Source organism: Rheinheimera sp. (assembly GCF_037442525.1).
Classification (GTDB): Bacteria; Pseudomonadota; Gammaproteobacteria; order Enterobacterales; family Alteromonadaceae; genus Pararheinheimera.
Genome location: NZ_JBBIQD010000001.1, coordinates 733,028 through 756,962, shown reverse-complemented (window position 1 = coordinate 756,962; position 23,935 = coordinate 733,028). Strand labels below are relative to the sequence as shown.

The following is a 23,935-nucleotide window of genomic DNA, read 5'->3' as shown; positions in this document are numbered from 1 at the left end:
AATTCGCTGTGAAAATGGTTAACCAGCCAGGCCTACATAAACGTTTTGCACGTCGTCGTCGGCGTCAATGGCGTCGAGGAAGGCTTCCACTTCAGCCCGTTGTTCATCGGTCAGGTTGCTGACCGGGTTGTTCGGTCTATACACCAGTTTGGCCGAGGTGACGGTAAAACCATGCTCAGGCAGGGCTTTGGACACGGCGTCCAGATCCGTCGGTTCGGTCAGGAACAGGGTTTCGCCTTCGTCGGCGGCTTCAAAGTCCTGAGCACCGGCTTCAATAGCGGCCAGCTCCGGGTCGGCATCCGGGCTGCTGGGCGTCGCTTCAATGGCGCCTAAGTATTTAAAATCCCAGGATACGGAACCGGACGTGCCCAACTGGCCTTTGCGGAACAGCACCCGGATACTTTGGGCGGAACGGTTTTTATTGTCGGTCAGACATTCCACAATGACCGGCACCTGATGCGGCGCAAAACCTTCGTAGGTGACGGCTTCGTAGTTGACCGGACCGTCCAGCAAGCCAGCGCCTTTTTTAATGGCGCGTTCCAGCGTGTCACGTGGCATCGAGGCTTTTTTCGCCGCTTCCATCGCTACCCGCAGTTTGGCGTTCATATCCGGGTCGGCGCCGTTACGGGCGGCCACCATGATCTCTTTGGCTAATTTGGTAAAAATACGGCCTTTGGCGGCCGCAGCATCTTGTTTATGTTTGGCTTTCCATTGAGCGCCCATAAGTCGTTCTCGCTGTTTTTTGAGTTTTAATGAGAGTGACCACAGTGGTCATCGCAGTGGTGATCGTGGTCGGCAAATTCATCATCGCCATCCTGGTGTTGCATTACGCCCCAACCGTCGTTGTAACCGCCGAATTTTTTGGCGAATTTATCCAGCTCTTTTTCTTTGGCAGTGATAGCTGCATGGTCCGGCAGCATGTGCAGGCAAACGATCAGTTCCCACTGGTCCAGATCGTTCAGGTTCAGCTCTGCTTCGCCATCCATCTCACTGGCAAGCAAGGCAGCCAGCGCCTGTTCAGCTTTGGTTTTGTCTTCAAACACCAGATAAAAATCCAAAGCCAGCACCTGGTTCAGGTCCATGCCGGATTCAGCCATCGCCTTGAGCATATCGCCATTGCCATCATCAGGAAATTGCATCTTCAGTTCTCCGCAGTTGAAGGGACCGGCGCTCTGTCTGGCCCGGCAAAAGTGCGGCGATTATAACAAGATTTTTCTGCCCTTGGGTATGGCGCTGCAGTTGGGGGTTTTGTACTCTGGCGCAGAGTCAATAACAGGCGGAACTGCTTGAATGAAAATTTTATTGCGATGCCTGGTGCTGTCTGGACTGTGCGGGACTTTGCAGGCTGAACCTGATCCGCATGCCAGCCATGGTGTACACGGCATGGTGCTGTTGCAGGCCGGCGAACAACTGATAGCCTCACATTTACCTTTGCTTGCCGGTAAACATGCCCATCAGATTGTGCTTCAGGTCGAGCTGGTGTTGCCAGTTGAGGCCAAAAATGCACTGGCAGCCCGGCAGTTGATCACACTGGAGCCCGAACCTTTTGCGTTGGCTGATTTGCAGCAAGGCCAGTTAAGCCGGTTTCATGCAAAGCTGGTGCTGGGCCATTTTGAGCGGGGTGGTACCGCCTTGGGTCAGGTAGAGGTCAAGGTCAACCAGCTGTTGCTGGATAAAGCCGTGGGCCTGCAGTCGGAGCCCCTGTTGTATCGGATCCCGCTACAGCATGGCGAGCTGCTGGTGAACGCCATTTTGGGGCCAGGCGACAGTGACCAGATTTGGTATTGGTACCAGGGCAGGACGCACCCCCTGTATCAGGAAAGCGCCGACTTTGTGGTGCAGCCATGAAGCTACTGCTGATCCGCCACGCCACAGCTGACGATCGCAGCCTGGGTTTAGCAGACCATACTCGTCAGCTAACTGACAAAGGCCGCCAGCAAAGCCGGCGGCTGGCCGCTTTTCTGGCTGGCTCCGGGCTGCATGCCGATGTGCTGTTGTGCAGCACGCTGTGCCGGGCGCAACAAACAGCACAGATCCTGCACCAGCATTTAAGCTGGCCGCAGCCAGAGGCTGTGGACTGGCTGGATATTGACTCAGAGGCTGAAGCACAACAGCAGGCCATTGCCCGTTATACAGAGCAAAAAGGTCTTGAACTTCTGGTTTGTGTCGGCCACGAGCCGGATATTTCCGCGTTATTGGCCAGTTACCTGGGCAGTGAAGCCAGCTGTTTTCAGATCAAAAAAGCCAGTGCCAGCCTGCTGGATCTGACTGGTCGTCAGGCCTGCCTGCTCTGGTCTTTGCCTGTGGCGCTGATGTAACGCGCTTTGGCCTGGTCAGGGCTCTGCTCTATGGCGGCCTGTTCAACGAATTGCTGTAGTCGCGGTATAAAGCGGAGAAACAGCGGTTCTATGTGGGGCTGCAACTGCGGTAGCTCGTCGGCAATGGCGGCATAAAGCCCGGTACGTTGTCCACGCAACGCAAGGGCCCGCACAGCCTGCTGAATACCCTGCACAGAGGCATAACTGCCAAACCAGTCTTGTTGCACAACCTTTTGCAGCACCGCAGCCATGCCGGTGGGCATCTGAGGCAATTCCAGCTGCAACTGAAGGTAAAGCTGCGTTTTATAGGGTAAAAATGGCTGTTGGTTCCATTCTGCCCAGTGACGGATCAACAAATGATCAAAAAATAAATCCAAAGCCACAGGGGCGAAACGGCGCATGGCCGGACTAAAGAGCTGTCGGGCCTGCTGTACCTCAAGGGCCTGATCGGTAAACCAGTCCACTGCCCTGTGGTTGTATAAACCTGCCAACACGGCAGGGGGCTGCTGTGTTAAATCCACGCCGCGACAAAAGTCGCCCAATAAATTGCCGACTCTGGAATTGGTGTTGTGTTGGGCCAGCCATAAATGCGCCAGATAATTCATTGTTCAGCCGTCAGCCGCCAAAAGGCCATTGTGCGCGAAGTGGCTCTGGCTTGGAATATGCAGCTTGGAATCTACAAAGCAATTCAGGTAGATTAAAACCAGAATGCAGAAATGAGGATAGTGCATGAAACAGCTGCTACTGATGGTGTCGCTGCTGAGTCTGGGGGCTTGCAGCAGTATCAGTCAACAGGAATGCCAGTTGGGTGACTGGTTTGCTATAGGCAAAACCGATGCGCAGCAAGGTATTGCTGCCAGCCAGTTCCGTTCTTATCAGAAGGAATGCGCCAGACATGGCCACAACTCGGATTTTCAGGCTTATCAGCAGGGACATGCCGAAGGGGCTATTGAGTTTTGTCAGTACGATCAGGGCCTGTTGTGGGGGCAGCAGGGGAAAAGCTACAACAGCATCTGCAGTGGCGCGCTCGAAGCTGAGTTTAAACTGGGCTACCAGCGCGGCCGCAGCTGGTACAGCGCCAAAGTTGCGTTGGAAAACCTGCAACAGGTGTTTGCGCAAAATACCGAGACTATTGCGGAGCTGGAGCAGCGGATTGATGCCAACACCGATGCCTTAAGTGCAGCTCAGAGTGCACAGCAAAAACAACAACTCAGCACTGAGAATAAGTCGCTGCGTCAGCAGCTGGGGGAGTTGCAGCGCTCGCAGGGGCAGTTGCAGCGGGATTTGCAGCAGGCAGAGCTGAATTTCAGCTTGCTGCAAAAGCAGGAGGGTTTATGACAGCGGGGCTGGTCAAACTGCTGGGCTTGTTGCTGCTCGTGCCTGGGGCGGCGCTGGCGGCCCCGCGGGATTTGGTCTGGAATGTGGAGAAAACCCTGATTGCAGGGGCTGAAGTGGTGATCCCTTATGACGCCAAATGGCCAACACAACAGGCTGATATTGTCGCTTTTGGTGCCACTGGCAATGTGCCTGCCGGAGTGAACTGCAAGCTGGAAATTATGCTGCAGCAGGATCTGCTGCTGAGTTTACCCTGTACCACCTTGTATAAATTACCCAAACCCGTGCGGCTGGTGCCCGCCATGCGGGTGCAGCTGCGGCTTTACAATGCCGCCTTTCCAAGCCCAGGTGTTACAGTGGAGCTGAGAAACCGGTTGATACTGGATGTGCCTCAGGCCTGAGGCACTGCTCTGTCATTAGGCTGTGCGGGTTTAGTACCCGCAGTCTGGGCAATGCCCGCAAGAATAATCAGGCTGACGCCCATACTCTGACGCAGCGACAAGGGTTCTGCAAAAAACCACCAGGCACAAAGCACTACCACCACAGGTTCGGTGTACGCCAGAGTGCCGTACACACGGGCTGGCAAATGACTCAGCGCCTGGACCGCACACCACAGTGCTAAAGCACCGGGAAACAGACCTGCCGCAATCAGCCAGGGCCATTGTGCTGCGCTCGGCGCATCTTGCTGCAGCATAAAAGGCAAAGCACAGCAGGCACCGACCAGCAGTTGATAAAAGGTGCTGTTCAGGCGGTGTTCTGATACAGGCACTTTTTTATTCACTAATAAAAAAGCACAGTAAGTTAACAATGAACCCAGTGCATACCACAGCCCTGCGGAATACAGGCCGGATTGGTCTGCACTGAGATCCTGCAACAGCACAAAACCGAAAAAGGCCAGCAGGATCATCGCCAGTGAAAAAGGGGTCAGCCGCTCCTTAAACCAGAAATGTGCGATCAGCGCAGCAAAGGCGGGAGCCAGGTACACCAGCATGATGGCGACTGTTAAAGACAAGGTCTGAATGGCCTGCAAAAAACACAAAATAAAGCTGGCCAGCAGCACACCGTTGAGGACCACTGTCCAGTGCGGACTGCTGCGCACCAATTGCAGCTGGCGGCTAAACAGCAAAAATAATCCAATCGCAACAGCGCCAAAGGCCAGCCGGTAGAACGTCAGGCTGGCGGCGTCAACCTGACTGAGCCGGGCAATAGGGCCTATGCTGGCCATCAGCGCGGCAGAGCTTATCGCCAGTGCAGGGTAGTAAATTCGGGAAAGCCACATAGGAAGTCACAGGAAAAAAGCGTAATGTACAAAGCAGAGTGGTTAATTTCAATCTGTGGTATGGCGGTGATGATGGAATTTGTCAGAAAAATCAAGACTGCATGGTGCTTGGTAAAGCGGAGGAATAAAACAGTGACAATGAAATGTGGCTGGTTGGCAGTGGTTGTCGTCGCGGCTTTGACAGGGCAGGTTCAGGCCACAGGCTCCACAGCGGCCGCCAATGTCACAGTGCTGGAACAGCGTTTTGAGATGCCAGGGCTGGAACGCAGCCGCACTGTGCGTTTGTATTTACCAGCGGATTATCAGGCATCCAACGAACATTACCCTGTGCTTTATATGCACGATGCTCAGAATCTGTTTGATGCGCGTACCTCTTATGCCGGCGAATGGCAAGTGGATGAACAGCTGAATTTGCTGGCACAACAAGGTCTGAAGCTGATCGTCGTCGGCATCGACAATGGCGGGGAGTTTCGTAATCAGGAGTTATTGCCATTTTCTGGCCCGCCAATAGGTGAAGCGCAGGGCGATCAGTACCTGCAGTTTATTGTCACAGTGGTGAAGCCTTATATAGACCAGCATTACCGGACTAAAGCCGATGCAGCGCATACCGGCATCATGGGCAGCTCAATGGGCGGGCTGATCAGCCACTACGCCTTACTGAAGTACCCGGACGTCTTTGGTCTGTATGGGCTGTTTTCCCCGGCCTATTGGACTGTGGGCCCACAAATTCAGCGCTTTTCCAGCCAGTTACCCGCGCCGGGACAAAGGTTGTATTTTTATATGGGCTTGCAGGAAGGCGGCAGTATGGTACCGGATATTGAACAGGTGGTGCGGCAGTTAGCCCGCAAAGGCATGACGGCGCAGCAGGCTCAGTACAGATTGGTGGAGGGGGCGGACCATAACGAAGCCGCCTGGGCGGCTGAGTTCAGCCGCGCCGTGCTTTGGTTGTATCAGGGCAAGGTGCTGCCCTGATACGGCTTCGTTAAGGCAGGTCAAACCATAAGGCTTCGACCGGACCTTGCAGGGCTTCTGCGTTCAGTTGGGTGAATTGCGCCAGTTTAATGCCGTCACCCGGCTGAAGCTGCTGTTCACCTAACTGCAGCGACCCACTGATCAGGTGCAGGTAATAGCGGCGAGCGGCCTGCACCGGTAACGCCAGTTGCTGGCCTTGCTCCAGCAGTAACTGGTGCAAATACGCATCCTGTTTCATCTGCAAACTGCCGTCCCGGCCATCGGGTGAAATAATCAGGTTCAGGCCACTTTTACGTTCAAAAGCCTTTTGCTGATAACCAGGCGTACCACCAAACTGATTCGGTTGGATCCAGATCTGCAGAAACTTCAGGTTGTTGCTGTCACTGGCGTTAAATTCGCTGTGGTAAATGCCTTTGCCAGCACTCATCAACTGGAACTCACCTGCTGGCAGGGTTTTGATATTGCCGGCTGAGTCTTTATGCGCAATGGCCCCTTGCAGCACATAACTGATAATTTCCATATCCTGATGGCCATGGGTGTCAAACCCAGCGCCAGGGGCCACTTCGTCATCGTTAATTACCCTCAGGGCAGAAAACCCCATTTGGGTCGGGTCGTAGTAGCGGCCAAACGAAAACGTATGTTTGCTGTTTAACCAGCCAAAATTGGCTGCACCGCGATCTTTGGCTGCTCTGAGTTCTAACATGATGATGTCTCCTGCGGCCCTTGAGGGCCGCTGTCGGTCGATAGAATTACTGGTTTAACTTGCGGGCAATCAGGCTGTCGATGGAAGCTTTGCCGGCACCGCTGAACAACAGCGAGACAGAGGCGGCCAGCAGGGCCAGGCCAAATTCGTAACCGTTATTGCTCATAAACAAACCATTCTGGAAATGCACCGCAAAAATGGCCACCAGCATGGCAACGCTCAGCGCTGCAGCGGCAGGGCGGGTCAACAGGCCTAGAATCAGCGCCAGACCACCAAAAAACTCAGCGGCACCAGCCAGAAAGGCCATCAGTACACCCGGGCTTAAACCTATGCTGTCCATCCAGCCGCCTGTGCCTTCCAGGCCGTACCCACCAAACCAGCCGAACAATTTTTGTGCGCCGTGGGCGGCAAAGATCACCCCAACCGGTACCCGTAACGCCAGAGCGCCAAAACCCGCATTGCTGGAAAAAATGTGCTGTAAAGTTGCTTTGTTCATTTTCACTCACCTTCAATTAGTTGACTTTTGGTTTATTCCAAACGCCGTTAATTACTGCCTGTCGTGCTTGGATGTGTGTACTTTAGTTGGCTTTACCCTGAACGAAAAGCGGAATAAAATCACTTGGATGTTCAAAAAATTTGAATAAGGAGGGTTCATGGCCAATCACCCCATTCTGACACTGGACGCTTTGCGGGCTGTGGACGCGATAGCGCGCAAAGGCAGCTTTGCCGCTGCAGCTGAGCATTTATACAAAGTGCCTTCGGCGCTGAGTTACACCATCGCCAAGCTGGAAGCAGATTTAGAGGTGCCGCTGTTTGACCGCAGCAAACAAAAAGCCCAGCTGACGCCCGCCGGTCAGCTGCTACTGGAGCAGGGCAGGGAGTTGTTGCAGGCGGCCAGTCGTTTACAGGATGCGATTAAGCAGGTGGATACCGGCTGGGAGACTCAGCTGGTGCTGGCCAAAGACAGCATAGTGCCTTATGAACCTGTACTGGCGCTGGTGCAGCAGTTTATGCAGCTCGGTAAAATGACCGAAGTCCGTATTCGCGAAGAAGTATTGGGTGGCAGCTGGGAAGCACTGGAAACCGGCCAGGCCCAGCTGGCTATAGGGGTGTCGGCGGAAATGCCTAAAGGCCGTTACGAGCTGGTCCCTATTGGCGAGGCCGAATTTGTGTTTGCCTTGTCGCCTTTGCATGAGCTGGCGGAACTGAACCGGCAGATTACGCTGGAGGATGTGGCGCAGCAAACGGCCATCGTAGTGGCTGATTCGGCGCTGGATGCCCCCAAACGCAGTTCAGGGTTGTTTACCACCCGCCGGGTGCTGCGGGTGGACAGTATGCAGGCCAAAATTGCCGCTCAGGTGCAGGGGCTGGGCGTGGGCTTTTTACCCAAACACCTGATCCAGGCCCAACTGGCCAGAGGGGAGTTGATCGCCAAAAACACCAGCATTCCGCGTGACAATGCGCCTTTGTATCTGGCCTGGCAAAAGCAGAGTCAGGGCAAGGCATTGCAGTGGTTTTGTCAGCAATTCAGTCAGTACCCCTGGCCATCGGTTTGGGCGGCTGGCAGCGATTGAAAAAAACTCAGCCTTGCTTGCATAAATCCACTGTATTTGTGCATAAGTGTTCGCTAGAGTAGCGCAAAAAAACAAGGAATAAGGCCTGTTATGTTATTGAGTCTGGTGATTGCGTACTGGGTATTTTCAGTGGCTTTGGGGCTGTGGGCTGCGCTTCGGGTGAAAAACACCAAAGACTTTGCGGTCGCCGGACGTCATCTGCCGTTTTATATGGTGACGGCCACAGTCTTTGCCACCTGGTTTGGCAGTGAGGCTGTGCTGGGTATTCCAGCCACTTTTATTGACGGCAATCTGGGGTCGATAGTGGCGGATCCCTTTGGGGCTGCACTTTGTCTGATTTTTGTCGGCATCTTTTTTGCCGCACCGCTGTACCGGATGAAGCTGCTGACCATAGGCGATTTCTACAAAAGGCGTTATGGCCGCCCGGTGGAAGTGATGACCACGCTGGCCATTGTGATGTCCTACCTCGGCTGGGTCGGTGCGCAGCTGATGGCCTTGGGCCTGGTGTTTCATGTGGTGTCGGATGGCGCCATCAGCCAGACGGCAGGTATGTGGATTGGTTTTGTCAGTATCCTGATTTACACCCTGTTTGGTGGTATGTGGGCCGTGGCTATTACCGATCTGGTGCAGATGGTGGTGATTGTGCTCGGCCTGATGTACATAGGCGGCGAAGTGTCCGACATGGTCGGTGGTGTCGCTGTGGTGGTGGACCATGCCGCTGCAGCAGGCAAACTGGGCTTCTGGCCTGAAGCTGATTTAAAAGAAGTGCTGGCCTTTATTGCGGCGGCCATCACGCTGATGCTGGGCTCTATTCCGCAGCAGGACGTGTTTCAGCGTGTGCAGTCGGCCAAATCGGAAAAAATTGCGGTCTGGGGTTCCATTACCGGTGGTGTGTTGTATTTGCTGTTTGCGATGATCCCGCTGTTTATCGGTTATGCCGCCACGCTGATTGCGCCGGATATGGTGAAAGAAATGATGGCTTCTGATACGCAGCTGATCCTGCCCAGCCTGGTGATGCAGCACATGCCGCTGCTTGCCCAGGTGGTGTTTTTCGGTGCCTTGCTGTCGGCCATTAAAGGCTGTGCGTCGGCCACCCTGCTGGCGCCTTCGGTGTCTTTTGCTGAAAACATTTTAAAGCCAATGCTGCCGAAAATGACCGACAAGCAACTGCTGCGCCTGATGCAGCTGGTCACTCTGGTGTTTGGTTTCTGCACCCTGGCTTATGCGCTGAACAGTGAATCGACCATTTTCGGTATGGTGGAAAATGCCTATCAGGTCACCCTGGTGGCGGCCTTTATTCCGCTGGCGTTTGGCGTGTACTGGCGCAAAGCCACCAATCAGGGCGCCTTGTTGTCCATTGCCTTTGGTGTGATGACCTGGCAGGCCATTATCTGGCTGGGGGGCGACGATCCGCTGGTGCCGGCGCATCTGGCGGGGTTAATCGCCAGTTTGGTCGGCATGTTGCTGGGCTCGTTAATGCCACAGTATCTGATGCATGACCATCAGGTGCACGACAGGCTGCACCGCGGCGAAATGGCACATTTGAGCGAGGAGCAGTCCCATTCCTGAGCCGAAAATAGCCGCCCTGGTGTTCGACCTGGATGGCACCCTGGTCGATTCCAGGCTGGATTTTGTGGTGTTGTGCCAGCGTCTTGGCTGGCCCAAAGGCACCCCTATCCTGGAACAGCTGCATAGCCTGGAGTGCCCGCAACAACAGCAGCAGGCTCAGCGTATTATCGAAGACTTTGAGCTGGCAGGGGCAAAACAAGCCGGCTGGATGCCAGGCGCACAGCAGCTGTTGCAGCAACTGGCCGAACTGCAGTTTCCCCGCGCTATTCTGACCCGCAATATGCGCAGTGCCACCACCCTTTGTTGTCAGCAGTTGCAGATCCCGATTGAGTTGGTGGTCACCCGTGACGATGCGCCGGCCAAACCTAAGCCAGATGGTTTATGGCAGATTGCTGAGGCGCTGCAACTGCCGGTAGCTGAACTGCTGTATGTCGGCGATTACCTGTTTGATTTGCAAACGGCCGCCAATGCCGGTGCCCGCAGCTGCTTATTCCGGTACGGCGACAATGGCCGTTTTGCCGGGCAGGCCGACTATGTGGTCGATGATCTGCTGCAATTGCTGGAGCTGCTTCCCACCCGCTAAGGCTGGCTTAACGGGGAGGCAGGTCGGTTCGTTTGGGTAAACTGTGCTGGCGCTGTTTGGCTTCCTGCAAGGCATCACTGAAAGCCGACGCCAGAATGCCGGTAGGAATGGCAATAATACAAATACCGGCTATAGCGGTAAAACCAGCCAGCACCCGGCCCAGCACTGTGACTGGGTAAACGTCGCCATAACCTACAGTGGTCAGGGTGGCGACTGCCCACCAGGCTGCCCTTGGGATGGAGCCAAAGGCTTCGGGTTGCAGCTGGCCTTCGACCAGATAGAGCAGGGTAGAGGAGATCAGCAGACTAAGTAATGCAAAGATGGCGCTGATCAACAGCTCATAAGCCCGGCTGCGGATGGCCTGGGCAATGCAATCCAGGGCCGTCGAAAAACGCCCGAGCCGGGCCAGCCGTAAAATGCGGATCAGCAGTAACAGCCTGAGCAGCACACCACCATGGCCAAAATACACCGAAAAAGCCACGATTATGGCCAGCAAATCGGCGAGCGCAAAAAATGACAACAGATAACGCCAGCGCTGGGTGTAGGCGTCATTCTCAACGCAGGTCCAGGTTCTGGCCAGATACTCCAGTAAAAAGATCGAAGCCAGCGCCAGTTCAGTCAGCCGGAACCAGCGCTCATGGCCCTGTCGTATACTGGGTTCGGTTTGCAGTATAGCCAGCACAATACCGAACAAAATCACCCAGGCGATCAGCAGGTTGAGCAGCGATAAGCCCTGGTGGGGGTAAAGCTGGGGGTCCAGTTGTTGCGCCAGACGGTGGCGTAAGGATGGAGGGTGTGACATCAAATAAACTCCGCTGGCAGTTCGGTTGGCTGCCGGATCAGTGGTACCTCAGAGGTACGGCGCAGTCCCCAGCATAACCAGTAATGGGACTGAATTACAGACCTGTCAGTACCTGACTCAGCTCACCGCAGGCGTCTGCCTGCAGCACCTGCTGGCGCTCCTGCTCGGTGAGCAGGCCGCTGAAGGGGGTGACCCGGCGCAATTTACGCAGGTAGGGGCTGTCTTCGGTGATCCCCAGTACAAACTGTTCCGGCTGATGGTACAGCTCCAGCACAGACTGCCAGTGAATATAACCTCCGTAACTGATTTGCCCTTGTTCCAGCCGCTCGGCCAGCTTGTGCTGCACCTGCGCCAGCAGTTCGGGCTGGCGTATTAGTTTTTCGGCTATGGCCTTGTGTAACACCAGGATTTGCCGGTCGATGTTTTCATCTTTAATGCCGGTTTTTTTCACCCGGTAAGGCTTGGTGGCTTTGTGGTGATTCATTAATGAAACTCCCTGGAGTAACTGCGGATGGGCCCAAGTAAAGCGGTCAGGTCGGTCAGTTTGCCGGCGATCAGATGAATGACTTCGCCCTGTTTTTCCAGTATACCCTGCACTTTTAGCAATTTGGCTTTCAGATAGGGCAGACGCTGTGCCGAAGCTGTGGCCGACCAGACCAGCAGGTTGATGTTGCCTGTGCCATCTTCCAGCGTGATAAAAGTCACACCACTGGCGGTGCCCGGCATTTGGCGGGAGCTGACCAGCCCAATCACTGTCACCAGGCTTTTATGCGGCAAGCCGCCAAGTTCAGAGGCCAGGGTAAAGGGCCCCAGCAGCTGTTGCTGGCGCAGTAGTAACACAGGGTGCTGGCGCAGCGTCAGGCCTGTGCTTTGGTAATCTTCCAGTACGTCCTGTAACGGCTCAGCCAGAGGCAGTTCGGTTTGGGTCTGGTAAGGCAGGTTGTGCAGCAGCGGCAGACGGTTTTCGTTATCCAGCAATTGCCAGCGGCTGGCAAAGCGACTGCCGCTGAGAGGCTGCAATGCATTGGCACTGGCCAAAGCGGCCAGGTCGCTGCTGCTCAGTATGCAGGCCTGCACTTCGGCTAGACTGCGAAAACCGGCCGCCGGTCGCTGTTGCTCAAGCTGCAGTGCGGCCTGCCGGCTCAGGCCTTTGACCAGCCGCAGCCCCAGCCGGATCGCCCATTCGCTGCCCTGTTGCACCATCTGATGATCCCAAAGCGAGTGATTGATGCAGACAGGCAGAACAGTCAGTCCATGCCGCCTGGCATCCTGTACCAACTGGCTGGGGGCATAAAAACCCATCGGCTGACTGTTCAGCAGGGCGGTGTAAAAAGCAGCCGGATAATAATACTTCAGCCAGGCCGATGCATAAGCCAGCACGGCAAAGCTGGCGGAGTGGGACTCGGGGAAGCCGTATTCGCCAAAACCACAAATTTGCTGGTAAATCCGTTCGGCAAACTCCAACGGATAACCGCGTTTTTGCATGCCGTCGATCAGTTTGTGTTTAAACTGCAGCAGCTCACCAGTTTTTTTCCAGCTGGCCATAGCGCGGCGCAATTGGTCGGCTTCGCCGCCGGTAAAACCGGCCGCCACCATGGCAATTTTAATCACCTGCTCCTGAAAAATCGGCACCCCCAAAGTACGGCTCAGCACCCCTTCAACCGCAGCGGAAGGGTAGTCCACGGCTTCTTCACCATGGCGGCGTTTTAAATAGGGATGCACCATATCACCCTGAATGGGGCCGGGCCGCACTATGGCAATCTGGATCACCAAATCATAAAAACAGCGTGGCCGTAAACGTGGCAGCATCGACATCTGGGCGCGTGATTCAATCTGAAAGACGCCGACAGTGTCGGCTGCCTGAATACGCTGATACACAGCCGGGTCGTCCCCCAGGCGGGTAATGGCGGCCAGCGACAAGTCCTGCTGCTGGTGCTGGCGTACCAAATCAAAGGCTTTGCGAATGGCTGTTAACATGCCAAGCGCCAGCACGTCGACCTTCAGCAGTTTCATACTTTCCAGATCGTCTTTATCCCACTGGATCACAGTGCGTTCTGCCATGGCGGCATTTTCCACCGGCACCAGGTCGTACAAAGGCCCGGCGGTAATAACAAAACCGCCGACATGCTGGGATAAATGCCGGGGGGTGCCAATCAGCTGTTGGGTTAAATCGACCAACAGCATGGCAAGGCGGGAGCCTGGGTCCAGCCCCAGCTGCGCCAGCTGGGTTGTCCAGGGCTGGTGTTTGTCTCGCCGGTGCAGGTTTTTCAGAAAAAACTCCACCTGCGCCTCCATCAGTCCCAGCGCTTTGGCGACATCCCGAAAGGCGCTTTTAAAGCGGTAACAAATCACAGTGGCCGCCAAAGCCGCCCGTTCCCGACCGTATTTACGGTAAATGTACTGGATCACTTCTTCGCGGCGTTCGTGCTCAAAATCCACGTCGATGTCGGGTGGTTCGTCGCGCTCTTTGGAGAGGAAACGTTCAAACAAGACCTGAATTTGAGTGGGGTCGACACTGGTAATGCCCAGGCAATAACAGACCACTGAATTGGCCGCCGAGCCCCGGCCCTGAAACAGGATCTGCTGCTCGCGGGCAAAACGCACCAGATCGTAAATGGTCAGAAAATAATAAGGGTACTTCAGCTCTGCAATCAGTTGCAGTTCTTTGTCGATCAGCGCCTGCACGTCCGCTGGTACACCTTGTGGAAAACGCCAGGCCGCCCCTTGCTCCACCAACTGGCGTAAATAGGCGTCAGGCTTCAGCCCCTCAGGCACCAGCTCACTGGGGTACTGGTAACGGATGCTGCTTAAATCAAAGGTGCAGCGCTGAGCCAGTAGCGCACTTTGTTGCAGCAGCTCAGCCGGAAACAGCTGAGCCAGCCGGTGTAAAGGCCGCATACTGCGCTCGGCATTGACCTGCAACTGGCGTTCGCTTTGGCTCAGGCTCTGGTGCAGCCGGATGGCATTCAGCACCTGTTGCAGCGGCAAACGGCTGCTCTGGTGCATCAGCACAGTGCCGACGGCACAGCAGGGCAGTTCAGATTGTTTTGCCAGCTGCTGGCAATAAGGTAAAAAAAACTGATCGGCCGCGGTTAACAGCCGGCTGGCACCAAGCCAGACCCGCCCCGGGTGGTACTGCCGCAGCAGCTGAGCCCAGTGCAGATCCTGCTCTGCTTCACCACAAGGCAACCACAACAATAAACAATGCTGCAACCGCTGAAAGTCCCATAAGGTCAGCTGGTACTGGCCTTTTTCACTGCGCCGCCGGGCCGCCGTGATCAGACGGCACAATTCGCTGTAGGCGGCCTTGTCCGGACACAAAAGCACCAGACGCAGGCCGTCTGGCCATTGCATCAGGCTGCCGGTAATGAGTTTCAGCCGGTAGTGTTTCTGCGTAATGCGGTGGTAAGCCCGGACTATACCGGCCACTGAACACTCATCGGTGATCGCCAGCGCCTGATAGCCCAAAGCCGCCGCCTGATCAACCAGCTCGGCCGGGCTGGATGCGGCCTGCAAAAAAGAAAAATGGCTCTGACAGCAGAGTTCGGCATAAGGCAACTGCTCCATCAACAGAACCAGCCTTGTTGATACCAGCAGCCGGGCTGGCGTAAATCCTGGTACCACCAGGCCCACTGGCCGCTTGCCAGCTGCGCCACGTAATAATCCCTGTGCACACTTTGGGTTTGCCACCAGCTGCAGCTGAGGCGCTGTGGCCCTATCAGTTGCCGGGCAGGGTGATGTACCTGCTGCGCTGTGCTGTGCAATAAACGCGGACGCCAGCTGCCGGGCGTGCTGCTTGAGGCTGGCACTGGCTTGAGCCGCTGGTTGCTTTGGTACTGTGGTGACGGCTGTTGCACCAGGCTTAACTGGTTGGCCTGCTCCGGCACTAAATGGTTGGCCAGCACCGGCTGTTGCACCGCCTGCTCGCCGAGCCGGGCGCGCAGCAACGACAGCAGTGCCGCCGGGCTGTAACGGGCCTTGTGCCGGTCAAACAAGGTGTTCTGGTCGGCATAGCGTGGGCCTGCCTGTTGCAGGGCTAAATCCAGCTGAATGACCGGGGCTTTCAGTTGCACCTTTTCCAGTTTCAGGGCCAGCAACTGCTGCCAGGCGAGCGCTTGTTGTTCGCCAGCGGCTGAACTTAACAGCAGCTGTTGTTGCTGTTTTTCGCGGTCGGTCAGGCTTAGTTGCAGCTGGTAAGCCAGCGCGTCGCGTTCGGTCAGAAACTGCTGCAACTGGCGTAATAAGCGGCTGGCAGGGGCCAGCAATAAAGCACTGTCTGACACTTCATACCAAAGCTCCAGCCTGGCTGAAAACTCATCCGGCCGCTGCAAAGGCTGCAGTGGCAAGGGCTGTTCCCCTTGCAGTTGCTGCAGGTAATGCAACAAGGCCGGGCCAAAACGCCGGCTCAGTTCAGCCCTGGGTAAATCCAGCAATTGACCTAAGTGTTTCAGACCCAGCCGCTGCAGCGGTTCGGCCTGTTGCTCCGGCAGCTCTGCGGCCGCCAGTGGCAGCTGGCGTAAGGCTGCCCAGCTGTGTTCCGGTTGGGCTGAGCATTCGTTATACCCCTGACGGGCCAATAAACGGGCGGCCAGCGCACTGCCGGCTGTGGCAAAACCACATTGCCGGGCAAAGGAGGGCAGGGCCTGCTGCATTTGCTGCCACCAGGGGGTAAAGCCCTGATACAGTGCCAGCATAGGGCCAGGCCTGAGCCAGAGCCCCCGCGGCGGATCGGGTGCAAGGTCAGCACAATGCTGATAAAGCTGCAAAGCCAGCTGTTGCAGCAACTCTGTTTCTGCTAAGGCGTCATAGGGCTGCAGTTGCAGCTGGTGGCACAAAGCGGCGGCACTGGCCAGGCCTGTGCCTGGCTGTAAACCGGCCTGACGCGCCAGTGAATTAAGCTGCAGCAACTGATGCTGATCATCCACCAAAGCACAGGGCAAGGCCGGGTCCAGCAGCTGTTGGGCACTGGGATGCCGGGGCTGCTGCAACCGGAAGTCCAGCAGCAGGTTGGGAAAGTGCAGGTAACACCAGAGTTCAGCCATGATCAGCTGGCCACAGGAAATGAGTCCGGCTGCAGCTGCTGTTGTGAAGAGCGATACGCCGGAAAAAATTGTGGGAAGAGTTCAGCCCAACTTAACCTGAAAGGATCCGGACGGGCAAACCCCTTACGTCTGAGCATCTGCAGCTGCAAGCCATCGGCATCAGCCTGCAGTTGCAGGCTTAAATCCCAGGGCAGCGCCAAAGGGGATTGGCCCTGCTGTGGCACCTGCAATACCAGCAGCAGGCTCTGGCCTTGCTGTGCCGCCAGCTGCAGACGTTTATGCTGACGTAATTCCAGTTGCTGTTGCCACAGCAACACCGCATGACAGCTGCCGCTGTGCAGGCATTGTTCGGCGGCCCAGAGCGCGTCGGCGCTTTTGCGCGCCTGCAGCTGCCACAGTTGCGACAGCGGCTGACTTTGCCAGGCTTCGGCACCCAGCTGAGCTGGCGGGTTAATGCACACCAGCAGACGGGCGCCTGGCGCCAGCAACCGGCCAAGCAGCTGCAATTCACCCACGCCAGTGACGCTATGTATTAACACAGTGCCTTGTTGCGGCCAGCCGCCGCCTAACCATAAATCCAGCGCCGGCCAGCCAGATGCACACAACTGCGCAAAAGGAGCCTGAGTCTGGCCCCCCTGCCAGAGCCATTGTTTATTCTGTAACTGCTGCAATAAAGGGTGCATAATAGGGTAATATAACTGTATATAAACACAGTATAAAAGATCCGAATCAGATCGCAAGCCGGATCTGCACAGCCGTCAGTCTGTTGCAAAATTGTGGTACAGTGCGCGCCCTTATTGCCGGAGGTGGTATGAATTCGTCGTTGCGCTCTGCGCCTCAGCTGGGCTTGATCCTGGCACTTGTGTTATTGGCGCTGACCTTAAGGCCGTCGATGGCGGCCATTGGCCCTGTGTTGCCTTTTATTCAGCAGGAGCTGCCTTTTAGCTTTAGTCTGGCGTCTTTGCTGACCATGTTGCCGGTGCTGGCGATGGGGCTGGGTATTTTATCTGCCCATTTTTTTGCGCAAAAACTGGGGCCTTACCGGCTGATCTTCTGGGCGGCGGCCGCTATTGGCCTGGCAACGCTGGCCCGGTTCTGGACTTACAGCGTCTGGGATCTGATTTTGACCGCTGTGCTGTCGGGCCTTGGCATTGCGATGGTGCAGGCGGTGCTGCCTGCGGTGATCAAACAACGTTTTGCCAGCTATGCCGCTTTGGTGATGGGCTGGTATATTTCGGCCATTATTGCTGGTGCTGCGCTGGCGGCCTCTGTCAGTGCTTACCTGGCGGAAGTGTTGCAGAGCTGGCGTCTGGCGCTGGGAAGCTGGGTGCTGTTGTCTGTACTGGCGCTGCTGGCCTGGTACTTACTCAAGCCCTCGCTGAGTCAACTGGCTGCTCCCACTGCAGGGCAAAACCCGCTGGGCTACCGGAAGTTTCGCCGCGGCTGGACTCTGGCCTGGTTCTTTGGTCTGGTCACCTGTGCTTTTACCTGTGTGCTGGCCTGGTTGCCAGCTTATTATGTGGAGTTGGGCTGGTCTGAACCTGAAGCCGGGTTGTTATTGGGCTTTATGATCAGCATGGAAGTGCTGTCCGGTATTGTCAGCCCTATGCTGGCGAGCCGGCTTTATGACCGCCGCCCCGTGCTTGTGGTACTGGCCCTGCTGATGCTGACCGGTTTCGCCGGTCTGCTGCTCTGGCCGGCGGCCGGTTGGCTTTGGGCTGGTTTATTGGGGCTGGGCATTGGCGGTTTGTTTCCGTTGTCGCTGATTGTGGCGATGGACCATCGCAGCGAGGCCCAACAAGCGGCCAGCCTGACCGCTTTTGTGCAGGCGGTGGGTTATACGCTGGCGGCGTTTTCACCATTGTTTGCTGGCCTTATCCGCGACCTGACCCAGAGCTTTCACCTGAGCTGGCTGCTGCTGGCGCTGGTCAGCCTGTTGGTGCTGGGCCTGTGCAGCCGTTTTAACCCGCGTTTTTATGCCGATTGTTTTGCCACTAAAAGCCCAGTAAATTAGCGACCTGTTGCATAAAGGCGAGGGAAGACTATGCAAGCCAATCTGATGTTATTACTGGCTGCTGCTATTTGGGGTCTGGGCTTTGTCGCTCAGCGCCTGGGCATGGATTACCTGGAGCCTTATGCTTTTAATGCACTGCGTTTTTTGATTGGTGCTTTGAGTCTGCTGCCACTGATTTATTGGTATAAAAAAACCGGCCGCTTGGGTGCGTACGATAAAAAAGCCCTGCTGTGGGCCGCATTGCCAGTGGGGGCCGTACTCTTTATTGCGGCGTCGCTGCAGCAGGTCGGCTTGCTCTACACCAGTGCTGCCAATGCAGGTTTTATTACCGGGCTCTATATGGTGCTGGTGCCTGTGCTTGGTTTGTTATTGGGACAACGCACCAATGCCAATACCTGGCTGGGGGCAGGAATTGCCATCAGTGGTTTGTACCTTTTAAGTGTCGGTGACAATTTTACAGTGAACCTGGGCGATTTGTTGCAGCTGATTGGCGCTTTATTCTGGGCAGCGCATTTGCTCTGTATTGACCATTACACCAAAAAAGTGCCGCCTATTTTGTTGGCTTGCCTGCAGTTTGTGGTCTGTGGCCTGCTGAGCGCCATTGTTGCGCTGAGTATCGAAACGCCCACCCCAGCTCAGGCGGTGGCGGCCTGGCAGCCCTTATTATTTTCAGGTGTGGTGTCTGTGGGCATTGCCTATACGCTGCAGGTGCTGGCGCAAAAACATGCGCATCCGGCCCATGCCGCCATTATCCTCAGCCTGGAAACTGTGTTTGCGGCCATAGGCGGCGTGTTGTTATTGGGTGAAGAGCTGGGGGGCCGGGCGCTGCTGGGCTGTGGCCTGATGCTGCTGGGCATGCTGGCATCGCAGTTGCCGCTGCGCTGGTTGTTACGCTCCAAAGCCTTCCATTAGTACTGCAGCTTAAACAGCAATTCAGCTAAATCGGGTTGCCACCAGAATTCTTTCGCCACCCGGCCGTTGCGGACAACAACCCCTTCGGCCAACAGCAGCTGTTGCTGCGTCAGTGCATGGGGAGTGCCTGCGGCAAAGGCCAGTTGGCCGCCACTGCGCATCACTCTGTACCAGGGCAATTGCATGGTATCGGGGGCTTGCCCCAAGACTTTCCCCACCAGCCGGGCCCGGCCAGGCAAGCCGGCTAAGTCGGCTATCTGACCATAACTGGCAATTTTTCCGGCTGGAATTTGTAAAACGGTTTGCCAAATGCGTTGCTGTTTTTCATTCATCGGTGTGGGTTTTCAAGTTTTGCTGGCGCTTATGCTACACTCTGCGCCGTTTTTTCCCAGAGGTTTTTGCATGAACCAGTACGTTCAGATTGGTGAAATAAAAGTCAAAGTGCCGGATGAAGAGCCGGTGGCCCCGGACAGCAGCGACTGTTGTGGCAGTGGCAGCTGCTGCCCTTGTGTCTGGGATTATTACCGCGCCCAGCAACAGGCCTGGCAACAGGCTCAGGCCGGGCAGGCGGACTGATGCAGCTGCCAGCGCAGCAACACCAGCAGATTGGCAATAAACCACAAGTCTTTAATCAAAAACTGCCCGGAGCCTGTCAGTACCGCAGGCCCGGAAAATGCGCCGGCAAAAGTGACTAAAAAACTCTGTGTGGTCAGAAAGACGGACAGACACATCAGCCAGCCGGGCCAGAACAGCGGTTTGTATTTCAGGCCTATGCCCAATAAGCTCAGGGCCAACAGATCATAAACACCAATCAGGTTGGACGTGGTCTGCAAGTCAAACAGCAGATACAACCAGTTGAGCAGCGGTGAACTTTGCACCAGATCTTCAATACCCTGCGCTTCAATAGCAGTAAACTTCATGCCGCCTATCCACAACAACACCAGTGCCACAGGGGCATAGTTCAGCCAGTGTTGCCATTGGTGGAAAGGGCGCAACCAGTAGCCGGCCAGCGCCACTAAGGCTGCGTATTTGATAATACCCTGACCTGAACCAATAGCCGGAAAACCTCCCAGACTGTCGATCCAATGGATGGAACCGGTCAAAGAAACTAAAGGGGGCAGGGCCGTGATCAGCAAAAGCAGCGCCAGTATCCCAGAGTATCCGGGCTTAAAAAAGGCCAGCCAGGGCAGCAGTGCCAACAGGCTGAACAGCAACAGCGTCAACGGACGCAGCAGTGCCAGATTGGCTTCGGTATTCAGCTGATAAAACCCCAGCACTTTACTCAGGGCTCCGTCCACACCGGCAGCACCGGACAACGCCAATAACCCAAAACTCAGGCTGACACAGGCGGTGATCAGCAAGGATAAACAGTGTTGTTTTGGCACAGAAAGGGAAATTTTAAACACAAGGTCTTCTCCGTATCACCACAAAAATGGCATGCGAAGAAGACCTGCGTCAGCGGTAAACACTTTCAGCTTAATACGCTTTATTGACCACAGTACGGCCAATCGGCATCAGCGTCAGGGTCGCCAGTTTTAAGTGGGCCAGGCCAAAAGGGATGCCGATAATACTGACAAAACAGGCCACGGCGTGGATCAGGTGCCCGAGCGCCAGCCAGAAACCGGCAAACACCAGCCAGATCACATTGCCTACCAGGCCCAGCGGGCCAGTGCCAATATCAGCCACCCGGTTTAGCCGCTCCCGGTTGACATGCTCATTGCCAAAGGGCCAGAACGCCATTTCACCAATCACAAAACAGGCACGGCCAAAGGGGATAAACACAATACTGATAAAGCACAGCAGGCCAACCAGCCACCAGGCCAGCCCCATCACAAAACCACCCATCACAAACCACAGCAGGTTAAAAATCAGTCGCAGCAGGCTCATAAAGTTCTCCTTTTTTTGTCTCTGTTAAAAAGGTATCAACTTTAATGCCATACTTTTAAGTTTAATTAAATCAATAGGTTGACTTATTGTTGGGCCGGTGCGTAATGATGGTTTTTACTAATAGCTGGTGGTTTTGACCACTGGATCCGCAAAACAACAGGGTAAATTTATTTGCTGCGGGTCAGGGCATTGGGTTTAATACGGGACCTGGTCTGCACAGACAGACTTCAACATAACAAGATCAACACAAAGCGGAACTGTATGACAACCACACATCTGGCCGGGCAGCGTGAGCTGTTTGGGCACCCTTTAGGGCTCTATATCTGTTTTTTCACCGAAATGTGGGAGCGTTTTGCCTTTTATGGCCTCAAAGCGCTGCTGTTTCTCTATCTGACCAAACACCATTTATTTTCCGATAACGACGGCTACATTCTGCTCGGTACTTACGCTGGTCTGGCCTATGCCTTGCCTGTGGTCGGGGGGCTGCTGGCTGACAAATACCTGGGTATGCGCAAAGCCGTGACTTTTGGTGGCGCTCTGATGGCCGTGGGTATGCTGGGTATGGCCTATCGGGGTCATGCTGCTACACCTGACATGGGGGTTGATCAGGTGGCCGTGCAGGTGATGTATTTATCACTGGCGCTGGTGGCGGTGGGCGTCGGCTTTTTAAAACCCAATATTTCGACCATAGTGGGCCGTTTATACGCAGAGGATGACCCACGCCGTGATTCGGCTTTCACCATTTTTTATATGGGCATTAACCTGGGTGCTTTTATCTCCAGTTTGTTTGTGGGCTGGGTGGGCATTGAATACGGCTGGGAATATGGTTTTGGTTCAGCCGGTATTGGTTTATTGCTGGGGCTGGCGGTTTTTGTGCTGAACAGTCAGCATTTGCATGGTCAGGCCGAACCGGCCCAGCCGCATTTGCTGCAGGAAAAACGCTTTGGCCTGAAACGGGAATGGCTGATTTATCTGGGTGCAGTGGCCGGTGTGGTGCTGGTGCAACAAATTCTGCAAACCCGTTTTGATTTTGGCGCTTTGGCTGCGTTGTTGGGGCTGGCCGAAGGCACTGAAATTACCGCCACTGAAGTCGTGGCTATTGCGATGAGTATTGGCCTGCTGATCTGGTGGTTTAAGTTTATTTTTGTGCAGTGCAACAGGGTGGAACGCGCCAATATGGTGGTGTTGATGGTGCTGATTGCGATCTCTGCAGTGTTCTGGGGCCTGTACGAACAAACCTACGGCACCTGGCTGGCGTTTTCCGACCGGGTGATGAACAGCTACACCTTTAATTTGGGCCTGGCTGAATTTACGCCCAATGCGTCGCAGCTGACCGCAGTTGGCGCTTTGTTTATTTTCGCTTTGGCTATTCCTTTTGCCTGGCTCTGGCCTGTGCTGGACCGCAAAGGCTGGAACCCATCTGCTTCAGCCAAGTTTGGTTTTGGTTTGTTGTTTGCAGGTTTAGCCCACTTTATTCTGCAGTATGCAGCGCTGAACCCGGAAGCGAACGGCCTGGCCTGGTTCTGGTGGTTTATTCTGGCTTATCTGGTGCTGGAAATTGGTGAAATGGCGCTGTCTCCCATTGGTTTGTCTGCGGTGACCAGCTTATCGGTGCCACGGGTGGTCAGTCTGATGATGGGCGTCTGGTTCCTGGCCTCCGCCTTTGGTGAAATGCTGGCTGGCCGTTTTGGCACTCTGGCGTCGATGCCAGCCGGAACCAGCACAGAAGCGGCGCTGGGTATTTATGCCGATGTGTTTGCCACCTTAGGCTGGATAGGTGTGGCCTGTGGTGCACTGATGTTTGTGTTAACCCCACTGCTGAACCGGCAGATGAAACAGGCCCAGGGCCATTAAGGGATTACCCCTTTAACGAAAAAGCCAGCGATGCTGGCTTTTTTTATGGCAATTCTGCTGTTTTCGGATTGGATTTGTTGTGACCAAAAGCCGGCGACTGGCAGAGCGCGACTTCATACCTGTAGCCCAGCTCAGCGGTTGGATCCGGGGTGATCCGCAGCACTTCAAAGTCATTAATATGCACCAGATGGGTCGGGGCTGTCAGGGCACAACTGGATGCACTTAAGCTTTCTATCTGGTAATTGAACGTCGCCAGCGTTTTATTCAGCCACAACATAGTGGGCAATACCGGGCCTTCACCATCAATCAGGTTGTCTTGCTGCAGTTGTTTCTCAGCGGATGGCTTGGACGTATCACTGCTGATGCTGGCTTCAATCACGGGGTCGTCCAACTGAAAAAACTGCTCTGGTTTACCGCTGAAATAGCTGGCCAGCGCCATCAGCAAAAACATGCTGACCACAGGCAAATACAGAATACGGGCACAGAGGGTCCAGCCAGGGTAAGGCTCGTCCGGCAAAATATGCCGGGCCCGCAAGCCAAAGGGGCGCAGCATCAGCAGCAACATCACTTTACCGACATGCAGAGTGGTGTAGAGCTGTAACACCAGCATGCTGCCAATCAGGGCCCAGGCTGGGGCCAGTAATAAAGCGGCCAGATTGACCGTATAAGGCACCACATCAGGCCGGATACCCAGCACAGAATTCACCATGGATTCGGCATAAGCAAAAGAGAAGTTCAGCACTATGGCATAAAACACCAGGATCAGTGCTTTGCCCAGCAGGCTGTGCCACCAAAGCGCAAAACGTTGCCACATTTCAATAGCAGTGGCGCTAAGTAACAACACAGCAAAGATTTGCATCAGTACTGTGGCTTTGGCCAGCGTCAGTAAATACAGCAGCAGGCTTAAGCTCGCCAGCAGGTAACAACGCTGTGCCAGGTGCAAAGGACGGAATTTTTCAATGAAATTGCTCAGATCAACCATGGTCACTCCTTGAACGAGCCTTATTGTTAGCACGTTGATCTTATTGGGTAAATTGTTGTGGACAAAATTATCGGCCAGCAGCTGCACTTGAACGCCTCGCGGTTGCACT

General features: G+C 55.1%; 27 protein-coding genes. 12 read left to right on the top strand and 15 right to left on the bottom strand.

The window, feature by feature from the left end; translation table 11 throughout:
* Positions 1-18: 18 nt before the first annotated feature.
* Both WKJ03_RS03545 and WKJ03_RS03540 read right to left on the bottom strand, forming a co-directional pair.
* Positions 19-723: a YebC/PmpR family DNA-binding transcriptional regulator gene (locus WKJ03_RS03545; RefSeq protein WP_337840774.1), complete on the bottom strand. Its 705-nt coding sequence runs from the start codon at positions 721-723 to the stop codon at positions 19-21.
* A 26-nt stretch (positions 724-749) separates the two neighbouring features.
* On the bottom strand, positions 750-1,139 hold the full coding sequence (locus WKJ03_RS03540) for a ribonuclease E inhibitor RraB (protein WP_337840773.1): 390 nt from the start codon (positions 1,137-1,139) through the stop codon (positions 750-752).
* 151 nt (positions 1,140-1,290) lie between these two features.
* On the opposite strand from WKJ03_RS03540, the gene WKJ03_RS03535 reads away from it, so the two are divergent.
* Both WKJ03_RS03535 and sixA read left to right on the top strand, forming a co-directional pair.
* Positions 1,291-1,848: a hypothetical protein gene (locus tag WKJ03_RS03535; protein WP_337840772.1), complete on the top strand. Its 558-nt coding sequence runs from the start codon at positions 1,291-1,293 to the stop codon at positions 1,846-1,848.
* A complete protein-coding gene (gene sixA, locus WKJ03_RS03530; RefSeq protein ID WP_337840771.1) occupies positions 1,845-2,318 on the top strand; it encodes a phosphohistidine phosphatase SixA in 474 nt (157 codons plus the stop codon). The genes WKJ03_RS03535 and sixA overlap by 4 nt, the downstream gene beginning before the upstream one ends.
* On the opposite strand, the gene WKJ03_RS03525 is transcribed toward sixA, so the two are convergent.
* A complete protein-coding gene (locus WKJ03_RS03525) occupies positions 2,276-2,923 on the bottom strand; it encodes an ACP phosphodiesterase (protein ID WP_337840770.1) in 648 nt (215 codons plus the stop codon). The genes sixA and WKJ03_RS03525 overlap by 43 nt on opposite strands.
* A 124-nt stretch (positions 2,924-3,047) precedes the next feature.
* Between WKJ03_RS03525 and WKJ03_RS03520 the strand changes: the two genes are divergently transcribed.
* Positions 3,048-3,656 (top strand): DUF2799 domain-containing protein, encoded by a 609-nt coding sequence (locus WKJ03_RS03520; protein ID WP_337840769.1) that lies wholly within the window; start codon positions 3,048-3,050, stop codon positions 3,654-3,656.
* The gene (locus tag WKJ03_RS03515) at positions 3,653-4,054 is read left to right on the top strand and encodes a hypothetical protein (protein WP_337840768.1); all 402 of its coding nucleotides are present in this window, start codon (positions 3,653-3,655) and stop codon (positions 4,052-4,054) included. The genes WKJ03_RS03520 and WKJ03_RS03515 overlap by 4 nt, the downstream gene beginning before the upstream one ends.
* On the opposite strand, the gene WKJ03_RS03510 is transcribed toward WKJ03_RS03515, so the two are convergent.
* Positions 4,045-4,932 (bottom strand): EamA family transporter, encoded by an 888-nt coding sequence (locus WKJ03_RS03510; RefSeq protein WP_337840767.1) that lies wholly within the window; start codon positions 4,930-4,932, stop codon positions 4,045-4,047. The genes WKJ03_RS03515 and WKJ03_RS03510 overlap by 10 nt on opposite strands.
* Positions 4,933-5,070: 138 nt before the next feature.
* On the opposite strand from WKJ03_RS03510, the gene WKJ03_RS03505 reads away from it, so the two are divergent.
* A complete protein-coding gene (locus WKJ03_RS03505; protein ID WP_337840898.1) occupies positions 5,071-5,904 on the top strand; it encodes an alpha/beta hydrolase-fold protein in 834 nt (277 codons plus the stop codon).
* 10 nt (positions 5,905-5,914) lie between these two features.
* Here WKJ03_RS03505 and WKJ03_RS03500 read toward each other — a convergent pair whose 3' ends face one another.
* Entirely contained in the window at positions 5,915-6,607 is a 693-nt protein-coding gene (locus tag WKJ03_RS03500; RefSeq protein WP_337840766.1) for a pirin family protein, read from the bottom strand.
* A 46-nt stretch (positions 6,608-6,653) separates the two neighbouring features.
* Positions 6,654-7,103: a DoxX family protein gene (locus WKJ03_RS03495; RefSeq protein WP_337840765.1), complete on the bottom strand. Its 450-nt coding sequence runs from the start codon at positions 7,101-7,103 to the stop codon at positions 6,654-6,656.
* A 157-nt stretch (positions 7,104-7,260) separates the two neighbouring features.
* Here WKJ03_RS03495 and WKJ03_RS03490 point away from each other — a divergent pair, with 157 nt between their 5' ends.
* The 3 genes from WKJ03_RS03490 (at position 7,261) to WKJ03_RS03480 (ending at position 10,333) form a co-directional block, all read left to right on the top strand.
* The gene (locus WKJ03_RS03490; RefSeq protein WP_337840764.1) at positions 7,261-8,181 is read left to right on the top strand and encodes a LysR family transcriptional regulator; all 921 of its coding nucleotides are present in this window, start codon (positions 7,261-7,263) and stop codon (positions 8,179-8,181) included.
* Positions 8,182-8,271: 90 nt separating this feature from the next.
* The gene (locus WKJ03_RS03485; RefSeq protein ID WP_337840763.1) at positions 8,272-9,750 is read left to right on the top strand and encodes a sodium:solute symporter family protein; all 1,479 of its coding nucleotides are present in this window, start codon (positions 8,272-8,274) and stop codon (positions 9,748-9,750) included.
* Positions 9,751-9,769: 19 nt separating this feature from the next.
* Positions 9,770-10,333, top strand: coding sequence for an HAD-IA family hydrolase (locus WKJ03_RS03480; protein ID WP_337840762.1), 564 nt, complete (start codon positions 9,770-9,772; stop codon positions 10,331-10,333).
* A 7-nt stretch (positions 10,334-10,340) separates the two neighbouring features.
* On the opposite strand, the gene WKJ03_RS03475 is transcribed toward WKJ03_RS03480, so the two are convergent.
* From WKJ03_RS03475 to WKJ03_RS03455, 5 genes are all read right to left on the bottom strand, one after another.
* On the bottom strand, positions 10,341-11,135 hold the full coding sequence (locus tag WKJ03_RS03475; RefSeq protein ID WP_337840761.1) for an ion transporter: 795 nt from the start codon (positions 11,133-11,135) through the stop codon (positions 10,341-10,343).
* 94 nt (positions 11,136-11,229) lie between these two features.
* Positions 11,230-11,619, bottom strand: a complete 390-nt coding sequence (locus WKJ03_RS03470) for a hypothetical protein (protein ID WP_337840760.1) — start codon at positions 11,617-11,619, stop codon at positions 11,230-11,232.
* Positions 11,619-14,702, bottom strand: coding sequence for an error-prone DNA polymerase (locus tag WKJ03_RS03465; protein WP_337840897.1), 3,084 nt, complete (start codon positions 14,700-14,702; stop codon positions 11,619-11,621). The genes WKJ03_RS03470 and WKJ03_RS03465 overlap by 1 nt, the downstream gene beginning before the upstream one ends.
* The gene (locus WKJ03_RS03460) at positions 14,702-16,177 is read right to left on the bottom strand and encodes a DNA polymerase Y family protein (RefSeq protein WP_337840759.1); all 1,476 of its coding nucleotides are present in this window, start codon (positions 16,175-16,177) and stop codon (positions 14,702-14,704) included. The genes WKJ03_RS03465 and WKJ03_RS03460 overlap by 1 nt, the downstream gene beginning before the upstream one ends.
* 2 nt (positions 16,178-16,179) lie before the next feature.
* Positions 16,180-16,860: a recombinase RecA gene (locus WKJ03_RS03455; protein ID WP_337840758.1), complete on the bottom strand. Its 681-nt coding sequence runs from the start codon at positions 16,858-16,860 to the stop codon at positions 16,180-16,182.
* 128 nt (positions 16,861-16,988) lie between these two features.
* Here WKJ03_RS03455 and WKJ03_RS03450 point away from each other — a divergent pair, with 128 nt between their 5' ends.
* Both WKJ03_RS03450 and WKJ03_RS03445 read left to right on the top strand, forming a co-directional pair.
* On the top strand, positions 16,989-18,191 hold the full coding sequence (locus WKJ03_RS03450; protein ID WP_337840757.1) for an MFS transporter: 1,203 nt from the start codon (positions 16,989-16,991) through the stop codon (positions 18,189-18,191).
* 30 nt (positions 18,192-18,221) lie between these two features.
* Positions 18,222-19,103, top strand: coding sequence for a DMT family transporter (locus WKJ03_RS03445; RefSeq protein WP_337840756.1), 882 nt, complete (start codon positions 18,222-18,224; stop codon positions 19,101-19,103).
* Here WKJ03_RS03445 and WKJ03_RS03440 read toward each other — a convergent pair.
* Positions 19,100-19,435, bottom strand: a complete 336-nt coding sequence (locus WKJ03_RS03440; protein ID WP_337840755.1) for an MGMT family protein — start codon at positions 19,433-19,435, stop codon at positions 19,100-19,102. The genes WKJ03_RS03445 and WKJ03_RS03440 overlap by 4 nt on opposite strands.
* A gap of 70 nt (positions 19,436-19,505) precedes the next feature.
* Here WKJ03_RS03440 and WKJ03_RS03435 point away from each other — a divergent pair, with 70 nt between their 5' ends.
* Positions 19,506-19,679: an oxidoreductase-like domain-containing protein gene (locus WKJ03_RS03435; RefSeq protein WP_337840754.1), complete on the top strand. Its 174-nt coding sequence runs from the start codon at positions 19,506-19,508 to the stop codon at positions 19,677-19,679.
* On the opposite strand, the gene WKJ03_RS03430 is transcribed toward WKJ03_RS03435, so the two are convergent.
* Positions 19,658-20,509, bottom strand: a complete 852-nt coding sequence (locus WKJ03_RS03430; protein WP_337840753.1) for a DUF417 family protein — start codon at positions 20,507-20,509, stop codon at positions 19,658-19,660. The genes WKJ03_RS03435 and WKJ03_RS03430 overlap by 22 nt on opposite strands.
* Positions 20,510-20,579: 70 nt before the next feature.
* Positions 20,580-20,990, bottom strand: a complete 411-nt coding sequence (locus WKJ03_RS03425; protein ID WP_337840752.1) for a YccF domain-containing protein — start codon at positions 20,988-20,990, stop codon at positions 20,580-20,582.
* Positions 20,991-21,251: 261 nt separating this feature from the next.
* Here WKJ03_RS03425 and WKJ03_RS03420 point away from each other — a divergent pair, with 261 nt between their 5' ends.
* On the top strand, positions 21,252-22,844 hold the full coding sequence (locus tag WKJ03_RS03420) for an oligopeptide:H+ symporter (protein WP_337840751.1): 1,593 nt from the start codon (positions 21,252-21,254) through the stop codon (positions 22,842-22,844).
* Positions 22,845-22,887: 43 nt separating this feature from the next.
* On the opposite strand, the gene WKJ03_RS03415 is transcribed toward WKJ03_RS03420, so the two are convergent.
* On the bottom strand, positions 22,888-23,826 hold the full coding sequence (locus WKJ03_RS03415) for a hypothetical protein (protein WP_337840750.1): 939 nt from the start codon (positions 23,824-23,826) through the stop codon (positions 22,888-22,890).
* Between the last annotated feature and the right edge of the window lie 109 nt (positions 23,827-23,935).